Origin of the sequence: Candidatus Thiosymbion oneisti (assembly GCF_004359955.1) — a bacterium.
Classification (GTDB): Bacteria; Pseudomonadota; Gammaproteobacteria; order Chromatiales; family Chromatiaceae; genus Thiosymbion; species Thiosymbion oneisti.
Map to the genome: position 1 here is coordinate 1 of NZ_SMSC01000017.1, position 22,215 is coordinate 22,215.

15 protein-coding genes and 1 tRNA gene are annotated in these 22,215 nt (G+C 61.7%); 9 read left to right on the forward strand and 7 right to left on the reverse strand.

Going from position 1 to position 22,215, the window contains the following annotated elements:
• The 3 genes from E1958_RS11215 to E1958_RS11225 form a co-directional block, all read left to right on the forward strand.
• A partial coding sequence (locus E1958_RS11215) for a hypothetical protein (RefSeq protein WP_208108593.1) occupies window positions 1–279 on the forward strand: 279 nt, incomplete at its 5' end.
• 15 nt (window positions 280–294) lie between these two features.
• Window positions 295–1,017, forward strand: coding sequence for a DNA/RNA non-specific endonuclease (locus E1958_RS11220; RefSeq protein WP_243725264.1), 723 nt, complete (start codon window positions 295–297; stop codon window positions 1,015–1,017).
• Between the two features lie 877 nt (window positions 1,018–1,894).
• Window positions 1,895–3,640, forward strand: a complete 1,746-nt coding sequence (locus E1958_RS11225; protein ID WP_133511957.1) for a phosphohexomutase domain-containing protein — start codon at window positions 1,895–1,897, stop codon at window positions 3,638–3,640.
• A 427-nt stretch (window positions 3,641–4,067) separates the two neighbouring features.
• Here the strand turns inward: E1958_RS11225 and E1958_RS11230 are convergent, their stop codons facing one another.
• The 3 genes from E1958_RS11230 to E1958_RS11240 form a co-directional block, all read right to left on the reverse strand.
• Window positions 4,068–5,312 (reverse strand): D-alanyl-D-alanine carboxypeptidase/D-alanyl-D-alanine-endopeptidase, encoded by a 1,245-nt coding sequence (locus tag E1958_RS11230; RefSeq protein ID WP_133511958.1) that lies wholly within the window; start codon window positions 5,310–5,312, stop codon window positions 4,068–4,070.
• Between the two features lie 5 nt (window positions 5,313–5,317).
• A complete protein-coding gene (gene bioD, locus E1958_RS11235) occupies window positions 5,318–5,998 on the reverse strand; it encodes a dethiobiotin synthase (RefSeq protein ID WP_089725963.1) in 681 nt (226 codons plus the stop codon).
• A gap of 271 nt (window positions 5,999–6,269) precedes the next feature.
• Window positions 6,270–6,344 (reverse strand) — tRNA-Val (locus tag E1958_RS11240).
• Window positions 6,345–7,012: 668 nt separating this feature from the next.
• Here E1958_RS11240 and E1958_RS11245 point away from each other — a divergent pair.
• Both E1958_RS11245 and E1958_RS11250 read left to right on the forward strand, forming a co-directional pair.
• Window positions 7,013–8,017, forward strand: coding sequence for a sodium:calcium antiporter (locus tag E1958_RS11245; RefSeq protein WP_133511959.1), 1,005 nt, complete (start codon window positions 7,013–7,015; stop codon window positions 8,015–8,017).
• Window positions 8,018–8,493: 476 nt separating this feature from the next.
• Window positions 8,494–8,961 (forward strand): Hsp20 family protein, encoded by a 468-nt coding sequence (locus E1958_RS11250; protein ID WP_089725968.1) that lies wholly within the window; start codon window positions 8,494–8,496, stop codon window positions 8,959–8,961.
• Window positions 8,962–9,266: 305 nt separating this feature from the next.
• On the opposite strand, the gene E1958_RS11255 is transcribed toward E1958_RS11250, so the two are convergent.
• Window positions 9,267–13,352, reverse strand: coding sequence for a hypothetical protein (locus E1958_RS11255; RefSeq protein ID WP_133511960.1), 4,086 nt, complete (start codon window positions 13,350–13,352; stop codon window positions 9,267–9,269).
• A gap of 102 nt (window positions 13,353–13,454) precedes the next feature.
• A complete protein-coding gene (locus tag E1958_RS11260; RefSeq protein ID WP_089725972.1) occupies window positions 13,455–14,726 on the reverse strand; it encodes a glycosyltransferase family protein in 1,272 nt (423 codons plus the stop codon).
• Between the two features lie 403 nt (window positions 14,727–15,129).
• On the opposite strand from E1958_RS11260, the gene E1958_RS11265 reads away from it, so the two are divergent.
• The 3 genes from E1958_RS11265 to ubiD all read left to right on the forward strand — a co-directional run bounded on the left by E1958_RS11265 (window position 15,130) and on the right by ubiD (window position 19,686).
• Window positions 15,130–15,699 (forward strand): CNP1-like family protein, encoded by a 570-nt coding sequence (locus tag E1958_RS11265; RefSeq protein WP_133511961.1) that lies wholly within the window; start codon window positions 15,130–15,132, stop codon window positions 15,697–15,699.
• Between the two features lie 329 nt (window positions 15,700–16,028).
• A complete protein-coding gene (prlC, locus tag E1958_RS11270; RefSeq protein WP_133511962.1) occupies window positions 16,029–18,059 on the forward strand; it encodes an oligopeptidase A in 2,031 nt (676 codons plus the stop codon).
• Between the two features lie 160 nt (window positions 18,060–18,219).
• Complete coding sequence (ubiD, locus tag E1958_RS11275; RefSeq protein WP_133511963.1) at window positions 18,220–19,686, forward strand: 4-hydroxy-3-polyprenylbenzoate decarboxylase; 1,467 nt, start codon at window positions 18,220–18,222, stop codon at window positions 19,684–19,686.
• 117 nt (window positions 19,687–19,803) lie between these two features.
• On the opposite strand, the gene E1958_RS11280 is transcribed toward ubiD, so the two are convergent.
• Window positions 19,804–20,070 carry an RNA recognition motif domain-containing protein gene (locus tag E1958_RS11280; protein WP_089725980.1) on the reverse strand — a complete coding sequence of 89 codons (267 nt, stop codon included), beginning with the start codon at window positions 20,068–20,070 and terminating at the stop codon, window positions 19,804–19,806.
• Window positions 20,071–20,152: 82 nt separating this feature from the next.
• On the opposite strand from E1958_RS11280, the gene E1958_RS11285 reads away from it, so the two are divergent.
• The gene (locus E1958_RS11285; RefSeq protein ID WP_133511964.1) at window positions 20,153–20,422 is read left to right on the forward strand and encodes a hypothetical protein; all 270 of its coding nucleotides are present in this window, start codon (window positions 20,153–20,155) and stop codon (window positions 20,420–20,422) included.
• A gap of 528 nt (window positions 20,423–20,950) precedes the next feature.
• On the opposite strand, the gene E1958_RS11290 is transcribed toward E1958_RS11285, so the two are convergent.
• Window positions 20,951–22,201 (reverse strand): permease, encoded by a 1,251-nt coding sequence (locus E1958_RS11290; RefSeq protein ID WP_243725261.1) that lies wholly within the window; start codon window positions 22,199–22,201, stop codon window positions 20,951–20,953.
• Window positions 22,202–22,215 lie beyond the last annotated feature (14 nt).

The window sequence follows — 22,215 nt, forward strand, 5'->3', positions numbered from 1 at the left end:
CTGTTATACGTGAAATTCAACCTTAGGAGAAAACACATGACTGATCTTAGAAAAGGTTACGATCCAGAATTTCTGGGAAAAGGGGTTTCAATAGCTCTGCCAAAAGCGGGGCTGGAAATTGAAGATGATATTCTGTTTGTTCGAGATGACAACGAGAACGGACACATTATTGATTATATTCATTACTCAGTGATAATGAGTAAATTCAACAATCAAGCGCTAATTTCCGCTGCAAATCTTGATCAAAATGAATTCCAACAAGTGTCCGGCAGAGACTAGTTCGTAGACCCTAGAATTGGTCTTAACAACCAAGTTGGTCCTGCAGCATATAAACGAAATCCTTGGGACCGAGGGCATCTAACTAGAAGAACCGCCGTAACTTGGGGGAGTAAGTACGAGGCAAAGCGGGCAAGTAACGATTCATGTTCGTATGCTAATGCCTCAATGCAACACGAAAATTTCAATCAAGATGAATGGCGTGTTCCCGAGCGTGTTGTTCAACATCTAGAAAAAGACAAAAATGGCCGTATAACAATCTTTACTGGGCCTGTTTTCACTCAAACTGATCGATGGTATACCCGCCGTACTCTACAGCAAAAGGTCCAAATTCCATCGGGTTTTTGGAAGGTTGTCGTGTATATTGGGAAAGAATCCGAGCAGCTTGAATCTCAAGCATATATCCTCTACCAGGACGCACAGTTTTTGCTTGATAAGCGTGGTCAGCATTCTATAGATATAAAAAACTACCAAGTTACTATTACTGAGATTGAACAGCTAACAGGTCTTGAGTTTGATGAAGCTTTGTTCAACAGCAACCCACTATATTTTTATCCGCGAGAGGGAATTAACAACGGTCCAGAGGGATTTTCTGCGCCTTTAGGTACTGTGCCAGAGGAGCTTAATCGAGGGGTGGTTTTCAACAGAGAAGATGCCAAAGCGCCAGAATTTGAAGCTCGTCGCCGAATCATTCCACACGACGAATTTCTGGAATTTGCCAGCCGTGTAAGAGACGTATAATCGGATAGTCGGGGGTTTTTCTCCCCCGGCCTCCACAACACCCCGCATGCGGGTCCGCACGGGGCGTTTCCTTCGGGGTTAAAAGGATCACCGTAACATGGCGACCTCCAACGCTGGTTACGCGACGAACCGTCAAGGCGGTTTCACCCGGTCGGGTGCAATCCCGTCGTTGAGGCTCGCCCGGCTCTCTCGTTGCCGAAGGTTCAGGCCTTCACCCTGTCCCACCCATTACGGGTGGGCGTTTGGCTACTATGCCCTCTGCTGACTTCTGTCCCATCACGTCAGGCGTTGCCGCAAGACGCGCTGCCCGAGTCGCTGTCGGGTCCGGTGGCAATTCCAGCACTTTCGCGCTGGCCCTCAGGCCGGCTCCCTTAGCGACCACTGCCCCGTTAGGGTTCGATGGTGTTTCCAGCCCTTTCGGACTGGCCCTCAGTTCGACTCCCATAGAAACACGGGCCGCAAGTGGGACAGCTCTCCCCGGATAAGAACATGAACTTTCCATGCACAACCGCCGCATTTACCCTATCCCCTGCACCGGGTGGGCTTCGTCATCTTGTGCTGACTCGCCCGGGAACCAAGCCTTCTATGCGGTTTCTGTCCGTCGGCTCGCACGTTTGCGCTCGGGCTTCCTTCAGACATCCCCTCGCGGGTTTGCCCTTGCCGTCGGCTAGTAGTTACAGTTGTCCCACAGGACATCACAGGTACTCCTACAGGGGACTTTCACCCCATAAGTTCACGCCCGTGCCGGGCGTACACATTCGGCTCAAGGCGACCGCGAACCGTGCATCGAGTTCTACTTGGTTAATCTTGGCGTCGACGCAGCACGGTTTGTGTCGCCTTAGCCGTGCGTAGGAGTCTGGAGGAGGTGCGGCGGAAAATGAAAACTCAACCGCAGTTGTGTGACATCCTTGGCTACACGCCGGTGGTGTCACGCTTCGGGACCAGTGGGGTCCGGGCCTTGGTGAAGGATCTTACCGATCTGGAGGTCTACAGCCTGACGCTGGGAACCCTGCGTTACCTCGAAGACATCGGCAAGCTCCAGGCCGGTGCGGTGCCGCGTGAGTCACTGCAGATTCCCATCGCCGGGGACCTACGGCCTTCGACGCCGCAGATTCTGAGGGCCACGGCGCGCGCGGTCTTGGACGCCGGTTATCAGGTGGATTATATAGGCAGCTTGCCTACCCCTGCGTTGACCTTCTATGCCCTCGGACAGGGGGTCATGAGCTTCATGTGCACCGGCAGCCATATCCCGGCGGATCGGAATGGGCAGAAGGCCAATCGCTGCGACGGCGAGGTGCTCAAGTCCGACGAGCCGGGCATCGTCGCTGCGGTGGAGGCGGTTCGACAACAGGAGTACCGGCGTCCGGCGGCGGCATCCCTATTCGACTCCGCGGGGATGCTGAAGCCCGAGCAGCGGCCAGTCCTGCCGCCGGTCAACCCGGTGGCCGAGCAGGGCTACCTCGAGCGCTACCGCCGGGTATTCCCCCGCAACGGCCTGCAGGGTAAGCGCATCCTGTTCTACGAATACGCCGCTGTCGGGCGGGAGCTGCTGCCGCGCATCCTGGCGCACACGGGGGCCGAGGTGATCCGGGTCGGACGCAGCGATACCTTCGTCCCCATCGATACCGAGGCCATTTCTCCGGCGCATCTGCGGATGCTCGCGGAGATCGTCGCCGAACAGCAGGCCGTGCATGGCCGGATCGATGCCATCGTATCAACGGACGGCGACAGCGATCGGCCCTTGATCGTTGGCGTCTCCGAGTCCGACGATCCCGCAAGGCCCGTATTGCGCTTTTTTCCGGGGGATCTGGTGGGTGCCGTCGTCGCCGACTATCTCAAAGCGGATGCCGTCTCGGTGCCGATCAGTACCAACCCCGGTGTGCACGAGCACTTCATGGGCAAGGGCCTGATCACGACCAAGACGCGGATCGGATCGCCCTTCGTCATCGAGGCCATGCAGGAGGCGCTGGTGCAGGGCCAGCAACGGGTGGTCGGCTGGGAGGCCAACGGCGGCTTCCTGGTCGGTTCCGAGCTGACCCTGAACGGCGGCATGCTGCGCGCGCTTCCGACCCGTGACGCCATCCTGCCCATACTCGCCGTGCTGCACGCTGCGGCCGAACCGGGCGCGACCCTGTCGGAGTGCTTCGACCGCTTGCCTCAGTGGTATGGGAGAGCGGACCTGATCGACGACTTCCCGCAGGACACCAGCCGCAAGATCCTCGCCTACTTCCAACCGCCGGGCGAGGCTATCCAGTGGTTGGAGTTTCACAGTGATCGCATCCTGCTGCGTGATCTGACCGAGGCGGTCGTCGGTGAGTGGTCGTTGAGCGACCCGGAGGGTCAGGCCTTCGATCGGAAACGGCAGGTCCTCGAGGGCATCTTCACGCCTGCGAGGGGATTCGGCGAGCTGGCGCGTATCAATGTCCAGGACGGTATCCGCTGCTTCTTCCGCAACGGAGATATTGCCCACATCCGTCCATCGGGCAACGCACCCCAGCTGCGCATTTACGCCCATTCCCGCGCCCAGGCGCGGGCGGATGAGATCGCCGCAATGGCCGTGGCAGAACCCGCTGGCATGCTGCGTGATCTGCAAAGGTTCATCGAATCCGATACCAAGGGTTGACTATAACCCTAGCGAGGCTTTGCCTTAAGCCCACGAGTACCCAACTCGAGCTTCGTCGCGAACCCTCAATAGGACAGGATTTACAGGATTACACGGGATTTACAGGATTCTTACATTTTAATATGCATCCTGTAAATCCTGGGTAATCCCTGAGGTATCCCCACATTATTGCAATCTAAAACAACGAGTTATGGAGCGAATGAGCGGCCACGATGCCCTCATGGCTCGTTCCCACGCTCCAGCGTGGGAATGCCGTTGTGGCCGCTCCAGCGGCCAAGGTTTCATGACGCTGGAGCGTCCGGACTTGCTCCCACGCTGGAGCGTGGGAGCCAGAGGCTGATTTGTGGGGATACTTCAGGGGTAATCCTGTTAATCCTCTCTATTAGGATTTCGCGACAAATCATTCAGGACCGCTCCGATTCGCGGATCAACAACTCCCGCCCGGGCACAGCCGGGTCAGGTCCGGGGTATTGGCCAGGGAGTTCGCCACCTGCCGGCGAAGATTATGGGGCACGGGCTGATTGATCAGCAGACTGAAGGGCTCCCACCGCCCGTTGCGCTTTACGAATCCCGCATAAGAGCTCACGCCCCGCAGGGTGCCGGTCTTTGCCCGCACCTGTGCATTCTGCTTCGGCAGGAGCGTCCGGTAAGGGGCAAAGGCGTTCACCACCTCCAGCAATTGTCGGGCGCTCAGGCGGTTACCGCGGGACAGCCCGGCACCGTCTTCAATGCGGTAATCTCGCCACTCGAAGGTCTGGTCCACCCAACGCGCAAAGGCCCGCTGTGCCTTGGACATATTCAGCGCGCGTCCATCACCTGGGTCCGCCAGCTTCAGGAACAGGGCGTTGGCGATGAAGTTGTTGGAGTATTCGAGCATGGCGGTGATTACGGACCGCAGATCATGGCTGTTCTGGTGGCGGTAGACTTTTTTTATTCTTGTCGGTACCGGGCCATTGCGCAGATTGCTGCCCACCCGGACTCCCGCCTGCTCCAGCTTGGCGCTCAGGAGTTCGCCGAAGTAACGGACCGCCTTCTCCCGTTGCTCGAGGTTGACCCGGTGCGTACCGGCCCCCAACCCTTGTCCGAACCGCCGCGCCATGGGGGTCAGCGGCGTTTGCGCCTCGGCGCTACGGACCTTTCCACCTTTGTTGATGACATTGACGGTATTGAAGTTGGCCGCCAGCCCGGTCACCGGTGCATCATAGGGGTTGTCGCTCGACGAGCGTCCGCTGATCGCCAGGTTCGGATCGAAATAGCTGTCGTCCGTACCAATCCCCGCGACCTTCCGGACCCCGCGCGCCTTCAGCGCATCGGCGATGAGGTCCAGCTCCTCGGATACCAGATAAGGATCGCCGTAACCTTTTACCCAGAGCCGATCATCGTTGCCAAGATAGAAATCCGTGTGAAAACGGTGATCCAATCCCCAGCGCTCGATGGCTGCGAAGGCGGTCAGGATCTTCAGCGTCGACGCCGGAACCATGGCCCGGTCCGGGTGGCGGCTGATGACCGGGCGACCGTGCTCTGTGACCAACAGACTCGCCTTGGGTAGCTTCAAGGTGCGGGATAGGGCGTCGCCCGAGCCGGCGCTGGCAGGGGTGGAGCCTGCCGTCAGGATTAGGCCGAGCGTCAGCAAGGCACCGAGAAACAGGGCTGGGGATATTCCGGGTTGCATAATGGTTAACCTGTAAGCAAGGGCGTAAGATCCAAGTGCTCGGCAACCCGGCGCGGTTCGGGGGATGCCATCCAGGGTACCAGGCCCAGACAAGGTGCCTCGATCAGGGCCACCAAGGTGGCCAGGTTCTCGTCGCGAGCCGGCATATCCGGATCGATCTGGTTTGCGACCCAGCCGGCGAGCCGGGTCCCGGACATGCGGATACTCTCTACCGTCAACAGGCTGTGATTGACACAGCCGAGCTTGAACCCGGATACCAAGACCACCGGCAGGTCCAGGGCGAGCGGCAGGTCACTCGTGAACAGGGAGGGTCCGAGGGGCACACGCCAACCACCGACGCCCTCGACGACCAGGAAATCGGATCTGGCCGCCAAATGCCCCGCGGCCGCTGCGATGACCTCCAGCTCGATCCGCACCCCTGCCTGGTCGGCCGCAATATGGGGTGCGATCGGGGGCTCGAAGGCGTAGGCGTTCACCTGCTCGTAGGGTATCTGGTGACTGCCCTGGGCTTGGAGTCGCCGGGCATCCGCGTTACGCAAGCCCTCGGGGGTAGATTCGCCTCCGGATGCTACGGGCTTCATGCCGAGCACTGCTGCACCGCTCTGGCGCAGGGACTCCATCAGCGCAAGCGTGATTTCGGTCTTCCCGCAGCCCGTGTCCGTGCCCGTAACAAAGACACCCCTCATTTCTAGGCCGTATTTTGAACAGATGTGGCTGTGCTTTATATTAATCTTCCCAAAAGTATCCGCACAGCTTGGTCTCCCATAGCAAAATCCTTTCCCAAAGTTTACCCGGATTGGCTCGACAATTCATGAAGACCTTCAATACCGCTGGTCCCGTCAGGCCGGACAAAGATTACAACATTCCTCCGCTTCAAATTCCGCTTACGTAAAGTCTTGTAGGTCGGGTTAGGCGCGTCTTTCCGATGGCAAGCTTGATGGGATGCGGCCTGAGGTGTGGTGGGCGCAGCTGGGTTCGAACCAGCGACCCCTGCCGTGTGAAGACAGTGCTCTCCCACTGAGCTATGCGCCCGACAACGGAAAATCATTCTAGGGACCGGGCAATCGCCAGTCAAACGCCGCTCACCGGTCGCCTGGTACAGATGCTCTCAGCTATCGATAACATTGAGCGGGCAAGCTCTTCACGGAAAAATCAGCCGCAAATCAACGCAAATGGACGCAAATAAATGCAATGAGCTTAAGAACCGTCGAGGATAGCGAGCCGATCGCGACCGATCTGCGTTCATTTGCGGCAAAAAAATTCCCCTTGCAAGAACCGAACCGATGTTATCGGTACTTCGGCACTGCTGTACCAGGTCCTGTTGCCATTTAGCCTAACCGTTTGTTTTTCATCTGTCAGGTAGCCACAATGCGCAAGCGGTCCGCACAGCGGACCCTACAATCAATCAAACGGTTAGTGTAGGGTCCGCTGTGCGGACCGCTGGGATGTTGCGGCCATCTGGTACATCATTTCACAGTATTCTACATGTTCGTAGCGGCGTTCTGAGCGGCCTGCGGAACGCCACAGAGGGCGTTCCCTACGAACATGCAGAATACTTTGAAGTGATGTACTCGCCTTTTGGCGTGCGGCGGCGACCTTTTATTGACTGCCAGGATGTAAAACGGCATTTTTGACGATTCCAGTGTCCTGGCGTGGGTGCCCATCGCTCCATGCCGTCCTCCAATCTGGGGTTTTGACCGATGGTCTGGGTGCAATTCCTAGTGTGTGTGGTAGCGATCGGCTTCGCCGGGGTCAAACTGTCGCGTTACGGTGATGCCATTGCCGACAAGACGGGGCTGGGTGGCACTTGGATTGGGGTCATCATGCTCGCCAGTGTCACCTCCCTGCCCGAGCTGGTGACCGGAATCAGCTCGGTGACGGTAGCCGAGGCGCCGGACATCGCCGTGGGCGATGTGCTGGGCAGCTGCGTCTTCAATCTGGTGATCATCGTGGTGCTCGATTTCCTGAGCCGCGACGAACCCCTCTATTGTCGGGCCGGTCAAGGGCACATCCTCGCGGCCGGATTCGGGATCATGCTCATCGGGCTCGCCGGGTTCAACCTGCTGCTGGCGGCGCAGGGGTCAGGGATTTCCCTGTGGCACCTGGGTCTCTACAGCCCGGCGATCATGATGCTGTATGTGGTCGCGATGCGCTCGGTCTTTCTGTATGAATCCGAGCTGGTCGAAGGTTTTACGGAGGCCGAGGCCGACGCCTATCCGGGGCTCAGCCTGCGCACCGCGGTGGTGAGATATATCGCGGCCGCCGCGGTCGTCCTGGTCGCGGGAGTCTGGCTGCCCTTCGTCGCCAAATCGCTCGCTGTCGAGATGGGGTGGCACCAGGGCTTCGTCGGCACCCTGTTCGTCGCCTTCGTGACCTCCTTGCCGGAAATGGTGGTAACCGTTGCCGCCCTGCGGTTGGGCGCCGTGGACATGGCAATCGGCAACCTGTTCGGCAGCAACCTCTTCAACATCGGCATCCTGGCCATCGACGACATCTTCTATCTGCCTGGGCCCTTGTTCGATGCGGTATCCACGACCCATGCCATATCCGCCTTTTCCGCCATCATGATGACAGGGGTGGCCGTCGTCGGGCTCCTCTATCGGCCACGCACTCGGATCTTCAAGACCGTGGGTTGGGCGAGCATCTTTCTGTTTGCCATCTATCTGATCAATACCTACATGCTCTATAGCTATCGGGAAGGATAGACTTGAGCTGCCGGCTACCAGTCGCCGGCAGTGTAGGTTGGACAAAGGCCCAGGCCTGTCCCGACGGAGGCCTGTCCCGACGAAGGAGGGAACGATACTGTTCTAACCTTGTTGTTTCTGGTTTATGGGTGCCTTGAAAACCCCATGACAAAAGGAGTTTTCAAGTTCCCTATACTCGGCAGCAACAAAATTAGAACACCACCGAGGGAACCTGGCGGGAGCCTGACCTGTGCCCAACACCTAGGTTTTGTTTTAACGACGAATCACACGCATCGACGCGAATGTCCCCGTGCGCGCAACCATCCAATTCGCACAGATTCACGTGATTCGTCGTTTTCCCCGTTTTCTGGGTCTGAACGGTTGAACTTTCAGCGACCGTCCCTATCTAAGCTAACGTAGACGCTCGTATGAGGTCTACAGGCAACGCGGTTCGTAAGAACGCATTTCGTCATATTGCTCAGATGGAGGATATGTCCATGACTGCGCTTGATTTCACCCCCCTGTTCCGTTCCGCCATCGGCTTCGACCGTCTGGTCTCCGCACTGGAGTCCAGCTATCGGTCCGAAACCGGCGGTTATCCGCCCTATGACATCGAGGTCACCGGCGACGACACCTATCGTATCTCCATGGCGGTGGGCGGCTTCTCCGAGCAGGAGCTCGATGTCCAGGTCAAGGAAAGTGTCCTGACGGTTTCCGGTGCGCACAAGGACGACGCCAAGGAGAAGGAGCGCCGTTTCCTGTACCGCGGCATTGCTACCCGCAACTTCGAGCGCCGGTTCCATCTGGCCGACTATGTGAAGGTGGTGGATGCCCGCATCGAGGACGGTTTGCTGCACATCGACTTGGTGCGTGAGATCCCCGAGGCCATGAAGCCGCGCAAGGTCGAGATCCGCACCGGCAGCGGCAGCCTGCTCGAAGGCAAGGCCGAAAAGGCAGCGGCGTAACACCGCAACTAAGGCGGAACCGAAGGCCGGGCCCAGCCCGGCCTTTTGCGTTTACCCAGCCTAACGAACCACACAATCACGCAGGAATCGTAGGATGTGGTGAGCACAGCAGGTCTTACAGGATGGCATCACGAGGAGGCGCGAACCGCATCCTTGATGTGGTAAGGAAAACGAGCCGCACCGTCGGTGGGCACAGCCCACCTACGGCATGCCGCGGACATCGCTATTGGGCACGGACCATCCATTGATGCGGTTCGCGCCACCCGGCAGTGCCATCCTGAAAGATTTCCCGCGCTCACCACATCCTACGGTCGCTTGCGACGCGGGAGCACCAGCTTGACGTCCCGCCATAACATGGGACTGGACAGGCCCTGCCAGCCCCAGCGCAGCCAGCCCAGGAGGCGATGGGCGAGCCACAGGGCCCAGGCCAGCATCAGGCCCCGGTAGACCAGGATGGGCACCGAGATCACCCAGACCCGCGGCAGCTCGGGGTCGCTACGGTCTTGGTACCAATTCAGGTCGGTACTGGTCGAGCCGTTGCCGGCGATCTGCATCTCCGGCTGTCCCAACAGCCCTTGCTGGAGGGCGACCACCAGGGCTGAGAGCGCCGCCAAGCTGAACAGGAACAGGCCGGTTTGCATGAGATTGAACCGCCACGGGGGTAGCTCCCGGTCCAAGCGCGCCCGCAACCCGAGGGCAAAGAGCCAGCCGGTCACCAGCAGCCCGACCCAGATCCCGGCCTGACTCAGCCCCAGACCCAACAATAGCCAGTCACGGGTCTTCAGCGGCGTGAGTCGACTGCGCCCCAATCCGACGGCCAGAAAGACGAGCACGACCACCAGGCCCCAGAAGAGCACGGCCGGCCCCAGATCGGGACCCCCGGTGAGCAGGACCCAGCGGTCCTGCCCCAGCTGGATCCGGGTGGAGGCGTTGACCCCGTGGGTCTTAAGGTCCGGCACCGGCGGAGAGTAGTAGCTCGCCAAGGCGTCCGGCTGCCGCCACTGGATGCGAATCCGCTGGGTCCCCGGAACCAGCGGCAGGCTCAAGCCTCGTCCCTCCGGACGCAGGGGCCGTTCCAGGCCGTCCACCGCCACCTGTTGCAGCTCGGCGCCTGGGGGCAACAGGATCCGGTGCCGACCGCCCCGGCTGCTGCGTAGGGTCAGTGCCAGCGCCGCCTCGGTCACCCGTTGCCCTGGCCGTACCTGGTAGTCGCTCTCATCCAGGGTCAGGGTCGGGCCAGGGACCCCCTCCGGGCGGGAGAGGGTGAGCGACAGGGTCTCTCCGGGCCAGGGCCGCCAGGTAGGCAGCCAACGCCCGAGGCGGCCCTGATGATGGATCATGGGGATGCCTTCCGCCGTCAGGTGCCACAGGGGGCTCAGATCCACCCGCCACTCCTCGCTGAGACGCGGGTCCTCGGATGCGCGCAGCCGGATCTTGTCCACCGGCTCCAGGCTGGAGGACCAAGCGCTCTCGCGCTGTCCCGGCGCCAGGCTCACCAGCAAACGGCCGGCGTGGACCTGGGCCTCCTCCCGGAGGACCTGCTCGCCCGGAATCAGGGGGACCTCCAGGACGATCGGTGCCTCTGGCACGGACCGGCGTTCGACCCGGGTCTGGACCCGCCAATCGACCCCCAGCCGGAGGGTGCGTCTAACCAGCACTAGGGGCGGCAGCTCGGTGGGTTGCAACACGCTTGCTTGGCCTTCCCGGCGCAATCGCACGAGTCGGATCTGAGCACCCGGACGGCCCTCGTCGTCGATCCCCTCCACCCGCCAACCATCGGCCATCACTTCCACTCGCCGGGGATGCAGGGGCAGTGGGAGCTCGATCTGGGCGCGGGGAGGCAGGGGTCCCGTAAGCCCGAGCGACCAGCGGCCAGGTTGCACCGCTACCAAGAGGGGACCCGCTTTCCCCCTGCGCAATCCGTCGTAGGGCTTGCCGTCCAGGGTGACCGCGGTTGGGGTCCAGACACCGGTGCCGCCGGGGATGGGCAGTGCCACCGCCGCGTCGGCGTCCACCGTCATGACCAGCTCCAGGGTATCGCCGGTGGCCTGGAGCCGCAGGTGCGGGATATCGGCACAGGCGGGATGACAGTCGGGGGGCTCCAGCAGCCGCGTCTTCAGCGCCTCCAGTAGTTCGGGTGACGGAAACTGCTGGGCGGACGCGAGTGTCGGCATGCCGGATAGGCCGGCGACCAAGAGCACGGCGGCCGCGGCCGGGGCACGCCGCAAGGCCACTCCCCACAGTCCGGCGATCTTCAGGCCCAGCACCAGGACGAGCGCCAAGCGCGCCAAGGCCAGCGCCAGGTTGGAGCCGGGCGTCAGCAGCCATAGATGGATCCGGTGATCTTGGGGGACGGGGCCGTTCCAGGTCAGTTCCAAGGTCTTCCAGCGCCAGGTCGGGACGCCGGGGCCGGTCTGGACCCTGGTGTCCGGATCGATGCTCGGAAGGGATTGGGACAGCGGTTTGGGTACTGGCGTAGCTACCTTTCTTTTGGGTAACGCCTTGGCTAGCATACGGCTCTCTTGCTTCTCGCCAGCTATTGTCTGGTCCAGAACCATCTCCGAGTCCGCCCTCATGCTCCCGGCGGATTCCTCCATTAGCGTTGGCGCCATTGCCGTGGACATTTGCGCGGGTGGGGTCCAGGGACGCTCAAGTTGGGGATAGATGCCGGTACGCATCTCCTCCACCAGGAAAGGCACCGCGATCACCGCCAGCAGGACCAGGCTCCCGCGTTGGTAGAACAGCAGAAAGCGCCGTAAGTGGGCCATGGCAGCCCGGCCCGGCTCCGCGGGCAACAGACGCAGGAGGGCGGCGACGGCGAGCAGATTGAGCCAGATCATCCGCGGCGCATCCGGCTCCTGCCAGATCAGTACCATGGCGGCCAGGGCTAGGACACCCCAAGGCCAACTCCAGAGCCGCGCTACGGCCAAGGCGATGATGAGTACCAGAAACAGATCCAGCAGCGTCCAGCGATTGAGCCAGCTGTCCGGGAGGTTATCGATACCGGCCACCGCCAACAGATCCCAGCCGGGGGGCAAGTGCAGGCGGGTTCGGAGTGATTGGAAATCCAGCCGCCACCCGGTGGCCGGCAGGCTGCTCGTCCCCTCCTCGATGCGGCTGTCCGCCACCAGGTCGATCCGGCCCTGCCGGACCTCCACACCGGCTTGGGGCGAGCCGGGCAGGCGGGTGATGAAGCGCGGCTCACCGGCCACCAACACCTGCCCCAGCGCCAGCGCATCGCCCACCTGCAGGCGCCAGCTCCGGGTCAGCTCCCCCCGGATATGGTCCCGCAGGGTATAGCCCCCGCCCCCGAAGTCGAGCCAGAGGTCCCGTTCCAGGGACAGCCGATCGGGGGCGGGGTCCGCATCCCCGCGTCGGACCTGGACCAGCCGCAAGCTCCCGCCCGGACGCATCAGATAGGCAGGCAAGCGCGCCCATGGGGCCGGCAGTCGGGTTTGACGGGGGTCGACCGGCTCCGCCCCCGTGGGCTCCACCTGGCGTAACTGTGGATACGCGGCGAAGACCCAGACCTCCGACCGCGGCCAGGGTGGGCTTGCGGCGCTCAGATCAAGCTTGGTGACAGGGCCAGGGTGATGGGCGGTGACCGTCAGCTCCCAATGGCCGGGCCGTATCTGTAGGCGCAACCGACCGTCGGCCTCCAGGCGGGCAGGCAGGGGGCTATTCAGACCCAGGGGAATGCCCCCCTGGAGCAGGACCGAATCCAAGATAATCTCTCGCGCACGGCCCGCTACGTCCAAGTCCAGCCGGGTGATGACCCGCAAGGGGTTGTCGTCCTCGATCCGGCGGTAGACCAAGAGACCGAGGGCATCGCGCTCCGTAGCGGCCGCGGCGCCGACCTCGGTCCCGGCACCGACTCCCAGCCACAAACGGCCGGTGCGCTCGAAGCGGGGAAACCGGATCGGCTCGCCGTTCAGACGCAAATCGATGAGCCCGGTAGCCGGTGGGATTGCCAACCCGTCCGGCATTCGGCGCCAGTGGAAACGCCCGCTGATTGCATGCTCGCCTGCAGCGAGCCGGACCGCCGGTGCCCCCTCGTGTTCAACCACCGCAAGCGGGGTATCGCCTACCCGCACCTGCTCCGGCCACTGGTCCGGCGCCCCTGGAAGTGGGACCCAGCTACGGGCGTGGAGGCGCCAGCGCTGCGCGAACCGGCCGCCGGTCAGGTCCAGATCCAACTCCAGGCGGCCCGGCCAGGCGCACGGACGTTCCCCCCCGATGCCGATAATCAAAGGACAGTCGCGCCGATCGTCCTCCGCCAACACCCAGGGTATCCAAGGCTTGAGGGCATCCGGGATAGGGGGCTCAGGCTCGACACCGAGGATCCGAGGGGAAACGGCGAATGCCGCCAGGAGCATAAGGAGGCGGATCATATCGGATCTGTCACTGGAAGGGGTTTGGTGGAGCGTACCTGGGAGCCATCCCAACCAGAGGCCCTGAGCCTACACCGCCGGCGACCGACAGCAACTTACGTCCTAGGCCCGCCCGTTGTCCCGCTCCACGGCATGCAGCAGGCGATCGTAGATCTCAGGAAAGGAATAGGCGACCCGGTTCCAGGAGGGAATCAACTTGGCTTCCTGAGGTCCCCTGCTCTGCTCCCAGGCATCCCAGAGAAAGCCGCGGAAATGGCTGACGGCGAATTCTTCCCCATACAAATCGAAGGCCAGGGTATTGACGTCCGCGTCGTAGCTGTACTTGCGGACGTACTTGAGCGCGGTCTGGTAGTAGCTGTGCAGAATCATATCCACGAAGGCATCGTCCAGCGGCACACCGTGGGAACGCATATAGGTGAGATAGAACTTGGCGATGTCCACCACCATGCGATGCAGACCGCGCTCGGTATCCTCGGGGGATAGCTCCTGGTGCTTGTGCTCATAGTTGGGCGCCAGGTCGATCTGGGCGATCTGGCGCGTGGTCAACTGATCATAGACCTGGGACAGGGTCGCCACCTCCAGCCCCCAGTCGTAGGCCACATTCAACCTCCGCGCCAAGTCCGCAGTAAAGCAGAACTCCCCGGCCAAGGCATATTTGAAGGCACTGTGGTACTGGAAGAAGCGCTCGAGCCCGCCGTGTCCGAGCTGACGCATGATCTTGGACAGGGTCTCGACGAATGGGACGACGAAAAGCCGTGTCACACGCCCCTTCAGCGCACGTTCGGTGGGCGAGATACGGGCATAGTAACCCTTGCAGAACTGGAAGTGATTATTCGGATTGACCACCGGCTCGATGAGCCTTCCTAAGAGGGTGCGGTCATAGGTGACGATATCGCAGTCATGGAGCGCAATGACACCGCCGTCATCACGGGCGAACAGATACCCCAAGGCCACCCAAACCGACTGTCCCTTGCCCTGCACCCCAAAGGCGGTCCCCCCCCGCTCTGCCAACTCGCCCAGCAGCTTCTGGAGGCGCGGACCCTCGACCCAGACGACTTGCACATCCCGGTGCTCGGTCTCGAGGCGCCCGAAGTACTCCTGTGCCTGGCGGAACTGGCGCTCCTCCGAGGCGCCGCCGAGGGCGACCACGATGTTACTCAGATAACGCACCCCCTTGATCTGCTCCAGGATGTGGTCGAGCACCCCCACGTTCCCTATCTCACTGTAGAGCGAGGGCAGCAGCAGGCTGATGTTCTGGTGCCGGGCGTGCTGCTCCAATCGGCGTTCGAGCTCGTCCAGATAGGAGGCCTTGTCGAAGGCCTCGTAGAGACCATGCAGCGTAGTGATCAGGGGTTCCTGATGAAAATCGGCCATGACGCTCCTCCGCGGATAACGAGCTATTATAACTGACCCGGCCGGGAGTGCAGGCTCGGGAGCTGGACAATCGGGATGAGTGTGTATAATCTTCTTCCCGATCAATAGGTTGCTGCCGGTCACCGGCTTCCACCGGCGGGCAGCCGGCGACTGGTAGCTCACAAGCCGCTTCCCGACACTGGTCCGGTCGCGCTTCCGGCCTTATAGTTGGCGTTTCGCAAACAGAGTGAATCCTCAACCCTTAGAGGCTGTCTAAAAACTAACCTATTGATTTTAAATCGGTAGGCCGGGGTGAGGAACGACCCCCAGCTTTGGTTATTGCTGGGTTTTGGCCATCCCTGGCCGCAACCCAGCCTACGGCCTACGGTCTCTTTTTAGACAGTCTCTTAAGGTACGACCTTCCATGCGAGTTCTTGTCCCCACCTTATGCTTTCTGCTCATTTATGCCCCCATGCTTGCAGCCAAGTGGGATCGGCCCTTCATCGACGAGGCGGGATCGCCGACGCCCAGTAGCGTCGAGGAGAAGGACAGAAGCTGGAAGGAAGGAGCCATGAGTCTGCCGCCGTGGCCGGACGACAGGGATCTGGTCGAGTTCAGCGTGGATGATCCCGGGTCGCGGTTTCGTTACTACATCGACGGCAAGCACCTCTCGATAGGCGCCGACGGGGCGGTACGCTACACCCTGGTCGTGGAGTCCCAAAGTGGCGTTCGCAACCTGTCCTTCGAGGGCCTGCGCTGTACGCCGGGCGGCGTTTTCAAACTCTATGCATACGGCAACAACGGTCGTTTCGAGGCGATCGACGGCGATTGGATCCCCATCCAGGGACGCCACCACGACAAGCTCCACCGAGATCTGCACCAACATATCCTCTGCATCCCGCGGGGATTCGAGCCGCGCTCCAAGCGGGACATGATTCACACCATGCGGGCCCGCGTCCCGGATAAAGCAAGCACCGGTTTCCTGCCCGATTAGGGCGCAGCGAGCAATCCTTGACTCCCCAGGATCCGACCAGGGCCGCGTTGACTCCCCCCGGTGCTCCCTGCGTCTTAAGTCCATTGATGCGGTTCGCGCCCCCTGGTGGTGCTATCCTGGAAGACCTACCGCGCTCACCGCATCCTACACCCAACGTGAGGCCCGCGTGGGCCGGCAGCACGGGAGATAAGGTAGGTGTAGGTTGCGTTAAGACGCTGGCACCGGCGCTACAGGAGATCAGCGAGCCTTTGGGCATCGAACGCAACACGTCCGGTCCCCCAAACCGCGCCGAATCATTCAGGATTGCTTTTAAATCGAAGATCCCTGTCATGGATAACCCATTACTGACATTGAAAGGGCTCCCGCCCTTCTCTCACATCCGTCCCGCGCAGGTCGAGCCGGCCGTCGATGATTTGCTCGCCGCATGCCGGGCGCGGGTCGAGGAGTTGGCGCACCGCACGGACCCGCCCACCTGGGAGAACTTCGTCGAGCCCCTGGAAGAAGCCAACGACAGGCTCGACCGGGCCTGGTCGCCGGTCAGTCACCTCAACGCGGTCATGAACAGCGAGGCGCTACGGTCCGCCTATAACGCCTGTCTGCCCAAGCTTAGTGAGTACGGCACCGAGGTCGGCCAGAACCGAGCCCTGTTCGAGGGCTTCCGGGTCGTCGCCGACCAGGGACATCCGGACGCCTCCCAGCGCAAGCTGCTGGAGAACGCCCTGCGCGACTTCCGTCTCTCCGGTGTCGATCTGGCGCCGGACAAGCAGGCACGCTACAAGACGATCAGCCGGGAGCTCGCCGAACTCACCAGCAGGTACGAAGAGAACCTGCTCGACGCCACCAACGCCTGGAGCAAGCGGATCACAGATCCGTCCGCCCTTGCCGGCTTGCCCGAGTCGGCCCTGGCCCTGGCTCAGCAGACGGCCGCTGACCGGGGCGAGGAGGGTTGGGTCTTGACCCTGGATCTACCCTCTTACCTCCCGGTCATGACCTATGCGGACGATCGCGGGCTCCGCCGCGAAGTCTATGAGGCCTACTGCACCCGGGCCTCGGACCGGGGACCGCACGCCGGCAAGTGGGACAACACCCGGATCATGGAGCGCATCCTCGCGCTGCGTCATGAGTCGGCGGTACTCTTGGATTTTGGAAGCTACGCCCAGCGCTCACTGGCTACCAAGATGGCGCGCTCCACCGAAGCGGTCATGGGATTCCTGAACGACCTGGCAGAACGGTCCGTGGCCCAGGCCCGCCACGAGTTGGAAGCATTGGCGCAGTTCGCGGAAGCAGGGTATGGATGCGAGGGGCTCGAACCCTGGGACCTCGCCTATTATTCGGAAAAGCTGCGTCAGCACCGGCACCGGATCACCGCGGAGGAGCTGCGCCCTTATTTTCCCCTCCCGCGCGTGCTCGCAGGCATGTTCGCGGTGGTGGAGCGGCTGTTCGACATCCGCGTGCGGGAGGTGGAAGACGTCGAGACCTGGCATCCGGACGTGCGATTCTTCGAGATCCGGGACGGCGGCGGCGAGCTGCGGGGGCAGTTCTATCTCGACCCCTTCGCCCGCAGCAAGAAGCGCGGGGGCGCCTGGATGGACGTGTGTGTAAACCGCTTCCACACCAGCTGCCGCGACCAGACTCCCATTGCCTACCTGGTATGCAACTTCACGCCTCCGGTGGGAGATCGGCCATCCCTGCTTACCCATGAGGAGGTCGAGACCCTGTTTCACGAGTTCGGCCACGGCCTGCACCATCTATTGACACAGGTCGACTATCCGGCAGTGGCAGGCATCAATGGCGTGCCCTGGGATGCGGTGGAGCTGCCCAGTCAGCTGCTGGAAAACTGGTGCTGGGAACCCGAGTCCCTGGCCCTGATATCGGGTCACGTGGACACGGGAGAACCCATCCCCGAGGCCCTGTATCGGCGCCTGCGGGCGGCAAAAAACTTCCAGTCCGCCATGCAGCTGGTGCGCCAGCTCGAATTCGCCATCTTCGACTTCCGATTGCACCTGGAGTACGACCCGCGGCGGGGCGGGCGTATCTATGAACTCCTCGATCAGGTGCGCGATCAGGTCGCCGTGATGAAGCCACCGGCATTCAACCGCTTTGCCCACGGCTTCTCCCATATCTTCTCCGGGGGCTATGGGGCGGGGTACTACAGCTATAAGTGGGCGGAGGTCTTGTCCGCGGACGCCTTCTCCCTGTTCGAGGAACGCGGCCTGTTCGACCAGGAGACGGGGCTCGCCTTCCGCAAGACCATTCTGGAGCAAGGCGGGTCCTGCGACGCCATGGATCTCTACCTGGACTTCCGGGGCCGTGAGCCAACCATCGATGCCCTGCTGCGGCATTCGGGTATCGCGGCTTAGGAAATAGGGCCGCAAATGCACAAGGGGTAAATGGGCAGCGAGTACAGCGAACCACATTCCTTATCCACAGATTACGCAGATTTCCACAGATTATTTTGTTTGAATCTGTGGAAATCTGCGTAATCTGCGGATTAAAAAGGCTGCGGTTCCCACAATTCCAATGCAATACAAGGACCTGAGAGATTTCATCGTCCAGCTTGAGCAACGGGGCGAGCTCAAGCGGGTGTCCAGCGAGGTCGATCCTTACCTCGAGATCACCGAGATCTGTGACCGCACCTTGCGTGCGGGAGGACCCGCCCTGCTGTTCGAAAAGCCGAAGGGATCCCAGATCCCGCTCCTGGGCAATCTCTTCGGTACTGCCAAGCGGGTGGCGCTGGGGATGGGGGAGGAGTCCGTCGCTGCCCTGCGGGAGGTCGGAAAAACGCTGGCCTTCCTAAAGGAGCCGGACCCGCCTCAGGGTATGAAGGACGCCTGGCAGAAGCTGCCCATATTCAAGAAGGTGCTCGACATGGCGCCCAGACGGCTCGGTGATCCACCCTGCCGGGAGATGGTACGCGAAGGAGCGGAGGTGGACCTGGGCCGGTTACCCATCCAGACCTGTTGGCCGGGAGACGCGGGTCCCCTCATCACCTGGGGGCTGGTCGTGACCCGGGGACCGGACAAGCCGCGCCAGAACCTAGGCATCTACCGCATGCAGGTATTGGGCGCTAATCGGGTCATCATGCGTTGGCTGGCCCATCGCGGCGGCGCCCTGGATTTTCGGGGGTGGCGTCTGGAGCACCCGGACGAACCCTTTCCCGTATCCGTCGCCTTAGGGGCGGACCCGGCAACCATGCTCGCCGCCGTCACCCCGGTACCCGATGGCTTGTCCGAGTACGCCTTCGCCGGTCTGCTGCGGGGCAGCCGAACGGAGGTTACCGACTGTATCGGCAACGAGCTGCAGGTACCGGCCAGCGCCGAGCTGGTGCTCGAAGGCCACATCCACCCCGGGGACACAGCTGCCGAGGGTCCCTTCGGCGATCACACCGGCTATTACAACGAGGTCGAAAGCTTCCCCGTCTTCACCATCGACCGCATCAGTCAGCGCCGCGACCCCATCTACCACAGCACCTACACGGGTCGGCCGCCGGACGAACCGGCCATCCTGGGCGTGGCGCTCAACGAGGTCTTCGTCCCCATCCTGCAGAAGCAGTTTCCGGAGATCCTCGACTTCTACCTACCGCCGGAAGGCTGCTCTTACCGCCTGGCGGTGGTCAGCATGAGGAAACAATACCCGGGGCACGCCAAGCGCGTGATGCTAGGCGTCTGGTCATTCCTGCGCCAGTTTATGTACACCAAGTTCGTGATCGTGGTGGACGAGGACGTGGACCCCAGGGACTGGAAGGACGTTATCTGGGCCATGACGACGCGCATGGACCCGGAGCGGGACACGGTGATCGTGGAGCGTACGCCGATCGACTACTTGGACTTCGCCTCTCCGGTGTCGGGACTAGGCTCCAAGATCGGCTTCGACGCCACTAACAAGTGGCGCGGGGAGACCCAACGGGAATGGGGTCGGCCCATCCGGATGGATGAGCAAATCAAGCGCCGCGTGGACGAGCGCTGGAGCCATCTCGGGATCGACTGATCCCGACTCCGAACCCTCGCCGACAGAGACCGCTTAGGTCCGAATCCTCTTCCCGGACCTTGCCGGGCAAGGACGTGCGGTCCCTGCAGAACAAGGACCGCACGTCGACGCCTCCGCTCAGCGGAAGCCGCCGGACCTCGGAACCTTGGGCCGGGCCTCGTTGACCGTCAGATTCCGACTCCTCACAAGCTTGCCGTTCAGCGCTTTGATGGCCTCTTGAGCCTGGTCGTTATCGGGCATGTCCACAAAACCAAATCCCTTGGACTGGCCGGAGAATTTGTCCTTGATCACATCCGCGCTTGCCACCTCACCGAATTCGGCGAAGATTTCTCTAAGCTCATCATCGGTGACCTCGTAGCTCAGGTTTCCTGCGTAGATCCGCATCGCTCTCTCTCGTGCAATTGTGCATTGATCGATCTGGCACTGTCGCCCGACCAATGCACAAGTCAGACAATAGTGAACGGCTGTGTGCCGCCGTATTCTGCCGACCGCCTGCGACTTCAGCGGTCTCCCAGCCTCTCGTATCCCAGGTCCTGAATACAACCCGAAAGAGCACTCCTACCGCAAGGTCCAGCCGCCGGACGCGGACACCGGTTTTCGGATCAACCGGTTTCAGATCAGGGGGAGTGCCGTCGATGAGTATCGGACAAGCGCGGACAGACTGAGCGAACAGGTCCCGCAGGCAAACCCCGGACTCGGCCGGAGCGGAATGGCGGTTGCTTCTCTCCGTGAGTGATTCGGAACCTTAGAATACCCTATGCACTGGAACCTGGCGCCACCCTAGTTTATCTGGGCCTCCCGGTCAACCGGATTTCCGCCGAACCACAAAGGCGCAAAGGTTGCAAAGAGCACGTAGGTTGGGCAAAGGCGCGCACTGCCGAGCCGGCAACCGAGCCGACGGCCGCTAGCGCGCCGTGCCCAACATTTAGAAGCTGTCCGGTTAAAAGCAATCCTGAATGATTCGGCACTGTTTGGGGGACCGGACGTGTTGCGTTCGACGCCCCAAGGCTCGTTGATTTCCTGGAGCACCGGTGCCGGCGTCTTAACGCAACCTACACCTATCTTACCCCCGTGCTGCCAGCTCGCGCGGGCCTCACGTTGGATGTAGGATGCGGTGAGCGCGGTAGATCTTACAGGACGGCATCACGAAGCGGCGCGAACCGCATCAATGGTGCGGTGAACGCGACAGATCTTATAGGATAGCACCACCAAGAGGCGCGAACCGCATCAATGGACGCCCGCAGCGAACCGCATCGGAGGCCCTTCAGGGCCCCGAGGCCCGGAACCCGGCCGCTTCCACGGCCCGGATCAAAGCAGTGACATCCAAATGGTCACCACGTACCCGTACCAGCCCGGAAGCCAGGTCCGGTGTCGCTTCGCTGACGGCCGCGACGCCTTCCAGGGATTTTTTCACGCTGCCCACACAGTGCCCGCAGGACATACCCTCCACTTTGAGCATAAGATCTGTTCCCGGTTCCGGGTCGCGCCACGTCCGGAGCATCGCCTTGAGACGGAGCCCCAGCAGATAGGCGAGCAGTCCGCTCAGCAACAGGGCGGAGCCGATCGCAAGGTAGGGTGGGCTGTGCCCTCCATGCTCACTGTGACCGCCGGTGGGCACAGCCCACCCCACGCTATACACACCCGACAGCAAGGCATCGAAGCCGAGTCCGAGCAGGACGCTCATCAGGATCACGGTCCCGAGGTAGATTGCCAGGACGCGAGTCCCCAGCACGCGATAGACGGCACCGAGCGTCGCGACGTTGGTGGCCGGTCCGGCCATCAGGAAGACGAGGGCCGTACCCGTCGGCATGCCCGCTGCGATGAGGGAAGCGGCTATCGGCACTGAGCCGGTAGTGCAGACATAGAGGGGGATCGAAATAGCCAACACGAGCAACATGCCGCCGATGCCCTGGGTCCAGGTCAGGCCGGCCAGATAATCGGTGGGGATAAAGGTGGCGATCAACGCCGCTGCCAAGACCCCCGTCAAGACCCACAAATCGATCGCCGCCAACAGGTCGAACACAGCGTAGCGCAAAGCACCCTTCAGACCCCCTGCGCTCGGCTCGGCGGCGGTCACCACGGACTCATGCCGAGACTGATCACCAGGCGTGGTAAAACGGTTGACCAGAGTGCCGCCGATCAGGCCCGTCACAAAGGCCGCCGCCAGCTTGAACAACGCGAAGGGCCAACCGAGAAAGGAGGCGCTGACCAAGAGAGAGTCCACGCCGGTCAGGGGCGTACTGATCATGAAGGCAGTGGTCGCACCCTTGGAGGCGCCTTGGTTACGCAGGCCCAGCGCGGTGGGGATGACTCCGCATGAGCAGAGGGGCAGCGGCACGCCGATCAACGCGGCCCTGGCGGCACTGCGCAGGTTAGGACGGTTGAGTCCTCGGTGCACCAATCCCTCGGGTAGATACAGGTGCACCAGTCCGGCGATCAACAGCCCGAGCAACAGTGAGGGCGACAGGTCGAGCATGACCTGCCACAGCTGGTCGATAAAGGTCTCAAACCACACGGATGCACCCGTTG

Bases quoted from the DNA above. Each gene is read 5' to 3' on its own strand.
- bioD (WP_089725963.1), bottom strand. From the start codon at position 5,998: ATGAGGGGTGTCTTTGTTACGGGCACGGACACGGGCTGCGGGAAGACC.
- E1958_RS11280 (WP_089725980.1), bottom strand. From the start codon at position 20,070: ATGCGGATCTACGCAGGAAACCTGAGCTACGAGGTCACCGATGATGAG.
- E1958_RS11230 (WP_133511958.1), bottom strand. From the start codon at position 5,312: ATGCAACCCGGAATATCCCCAGCCCTGTTTCTCGGTGCCTTGCTGACG.
- E1958_RS11260 (WP_089725972.1), bottom strand. From the start codon at position 14,726: ATGGCCGATTTTCATCAGGAACCCCTGATCACTACGCTGCATGGTCTC.
- E1958_RS11245 (WP_133511959.1), top strand. From the start codon at position 7,013: ATGGTCTGGGTGCAATTCCTAGTGTGTGTGGTAGCGATCGGCTTCGCC.
- E1958_RS11255 (WP_133511960.1), bottom strand. From the start codon at position 13,352: ATGATCCGCCTCCTTATGCTCCTGGCGGCATTCGCCGTTTCCCCTCGG.
- E1958_RS11250 (WP_089725968.1), top strand. From the start codon at position 8,494: ATGACTGCGCTTGATTTCACCCCCCTGTTCCGTTCCGCCATCGGCTTC.
- ubiD (WP_133511963.1), top strand. From the start codon at position 18,220: ATGCAATACAAGGACCTGAGAGATTTCATCGTCCAGCTTGAGCAACGG.
- E1958_RS11225 (WP_133511957.1), top strand. From the start codon at position 1,895: ATGAAAACTCAACCGCAGTTGTGTGACATCCTTGGCTACACGCCGGTG.
- prlC (WP_133511962.1), top strand. From the start codon at position 16,029: ATGGATAACCCATTACTGACATTGAAAGGGCTCCCGCCCTTCTCTCAC.
- E1958_RS11265 (WP_133511961.1), top strand. From the start codon at position 15,130: ATGCGAGTTCTTGTCCCCACCTTATGCTTTCTGCTCATTTATGCCCCC.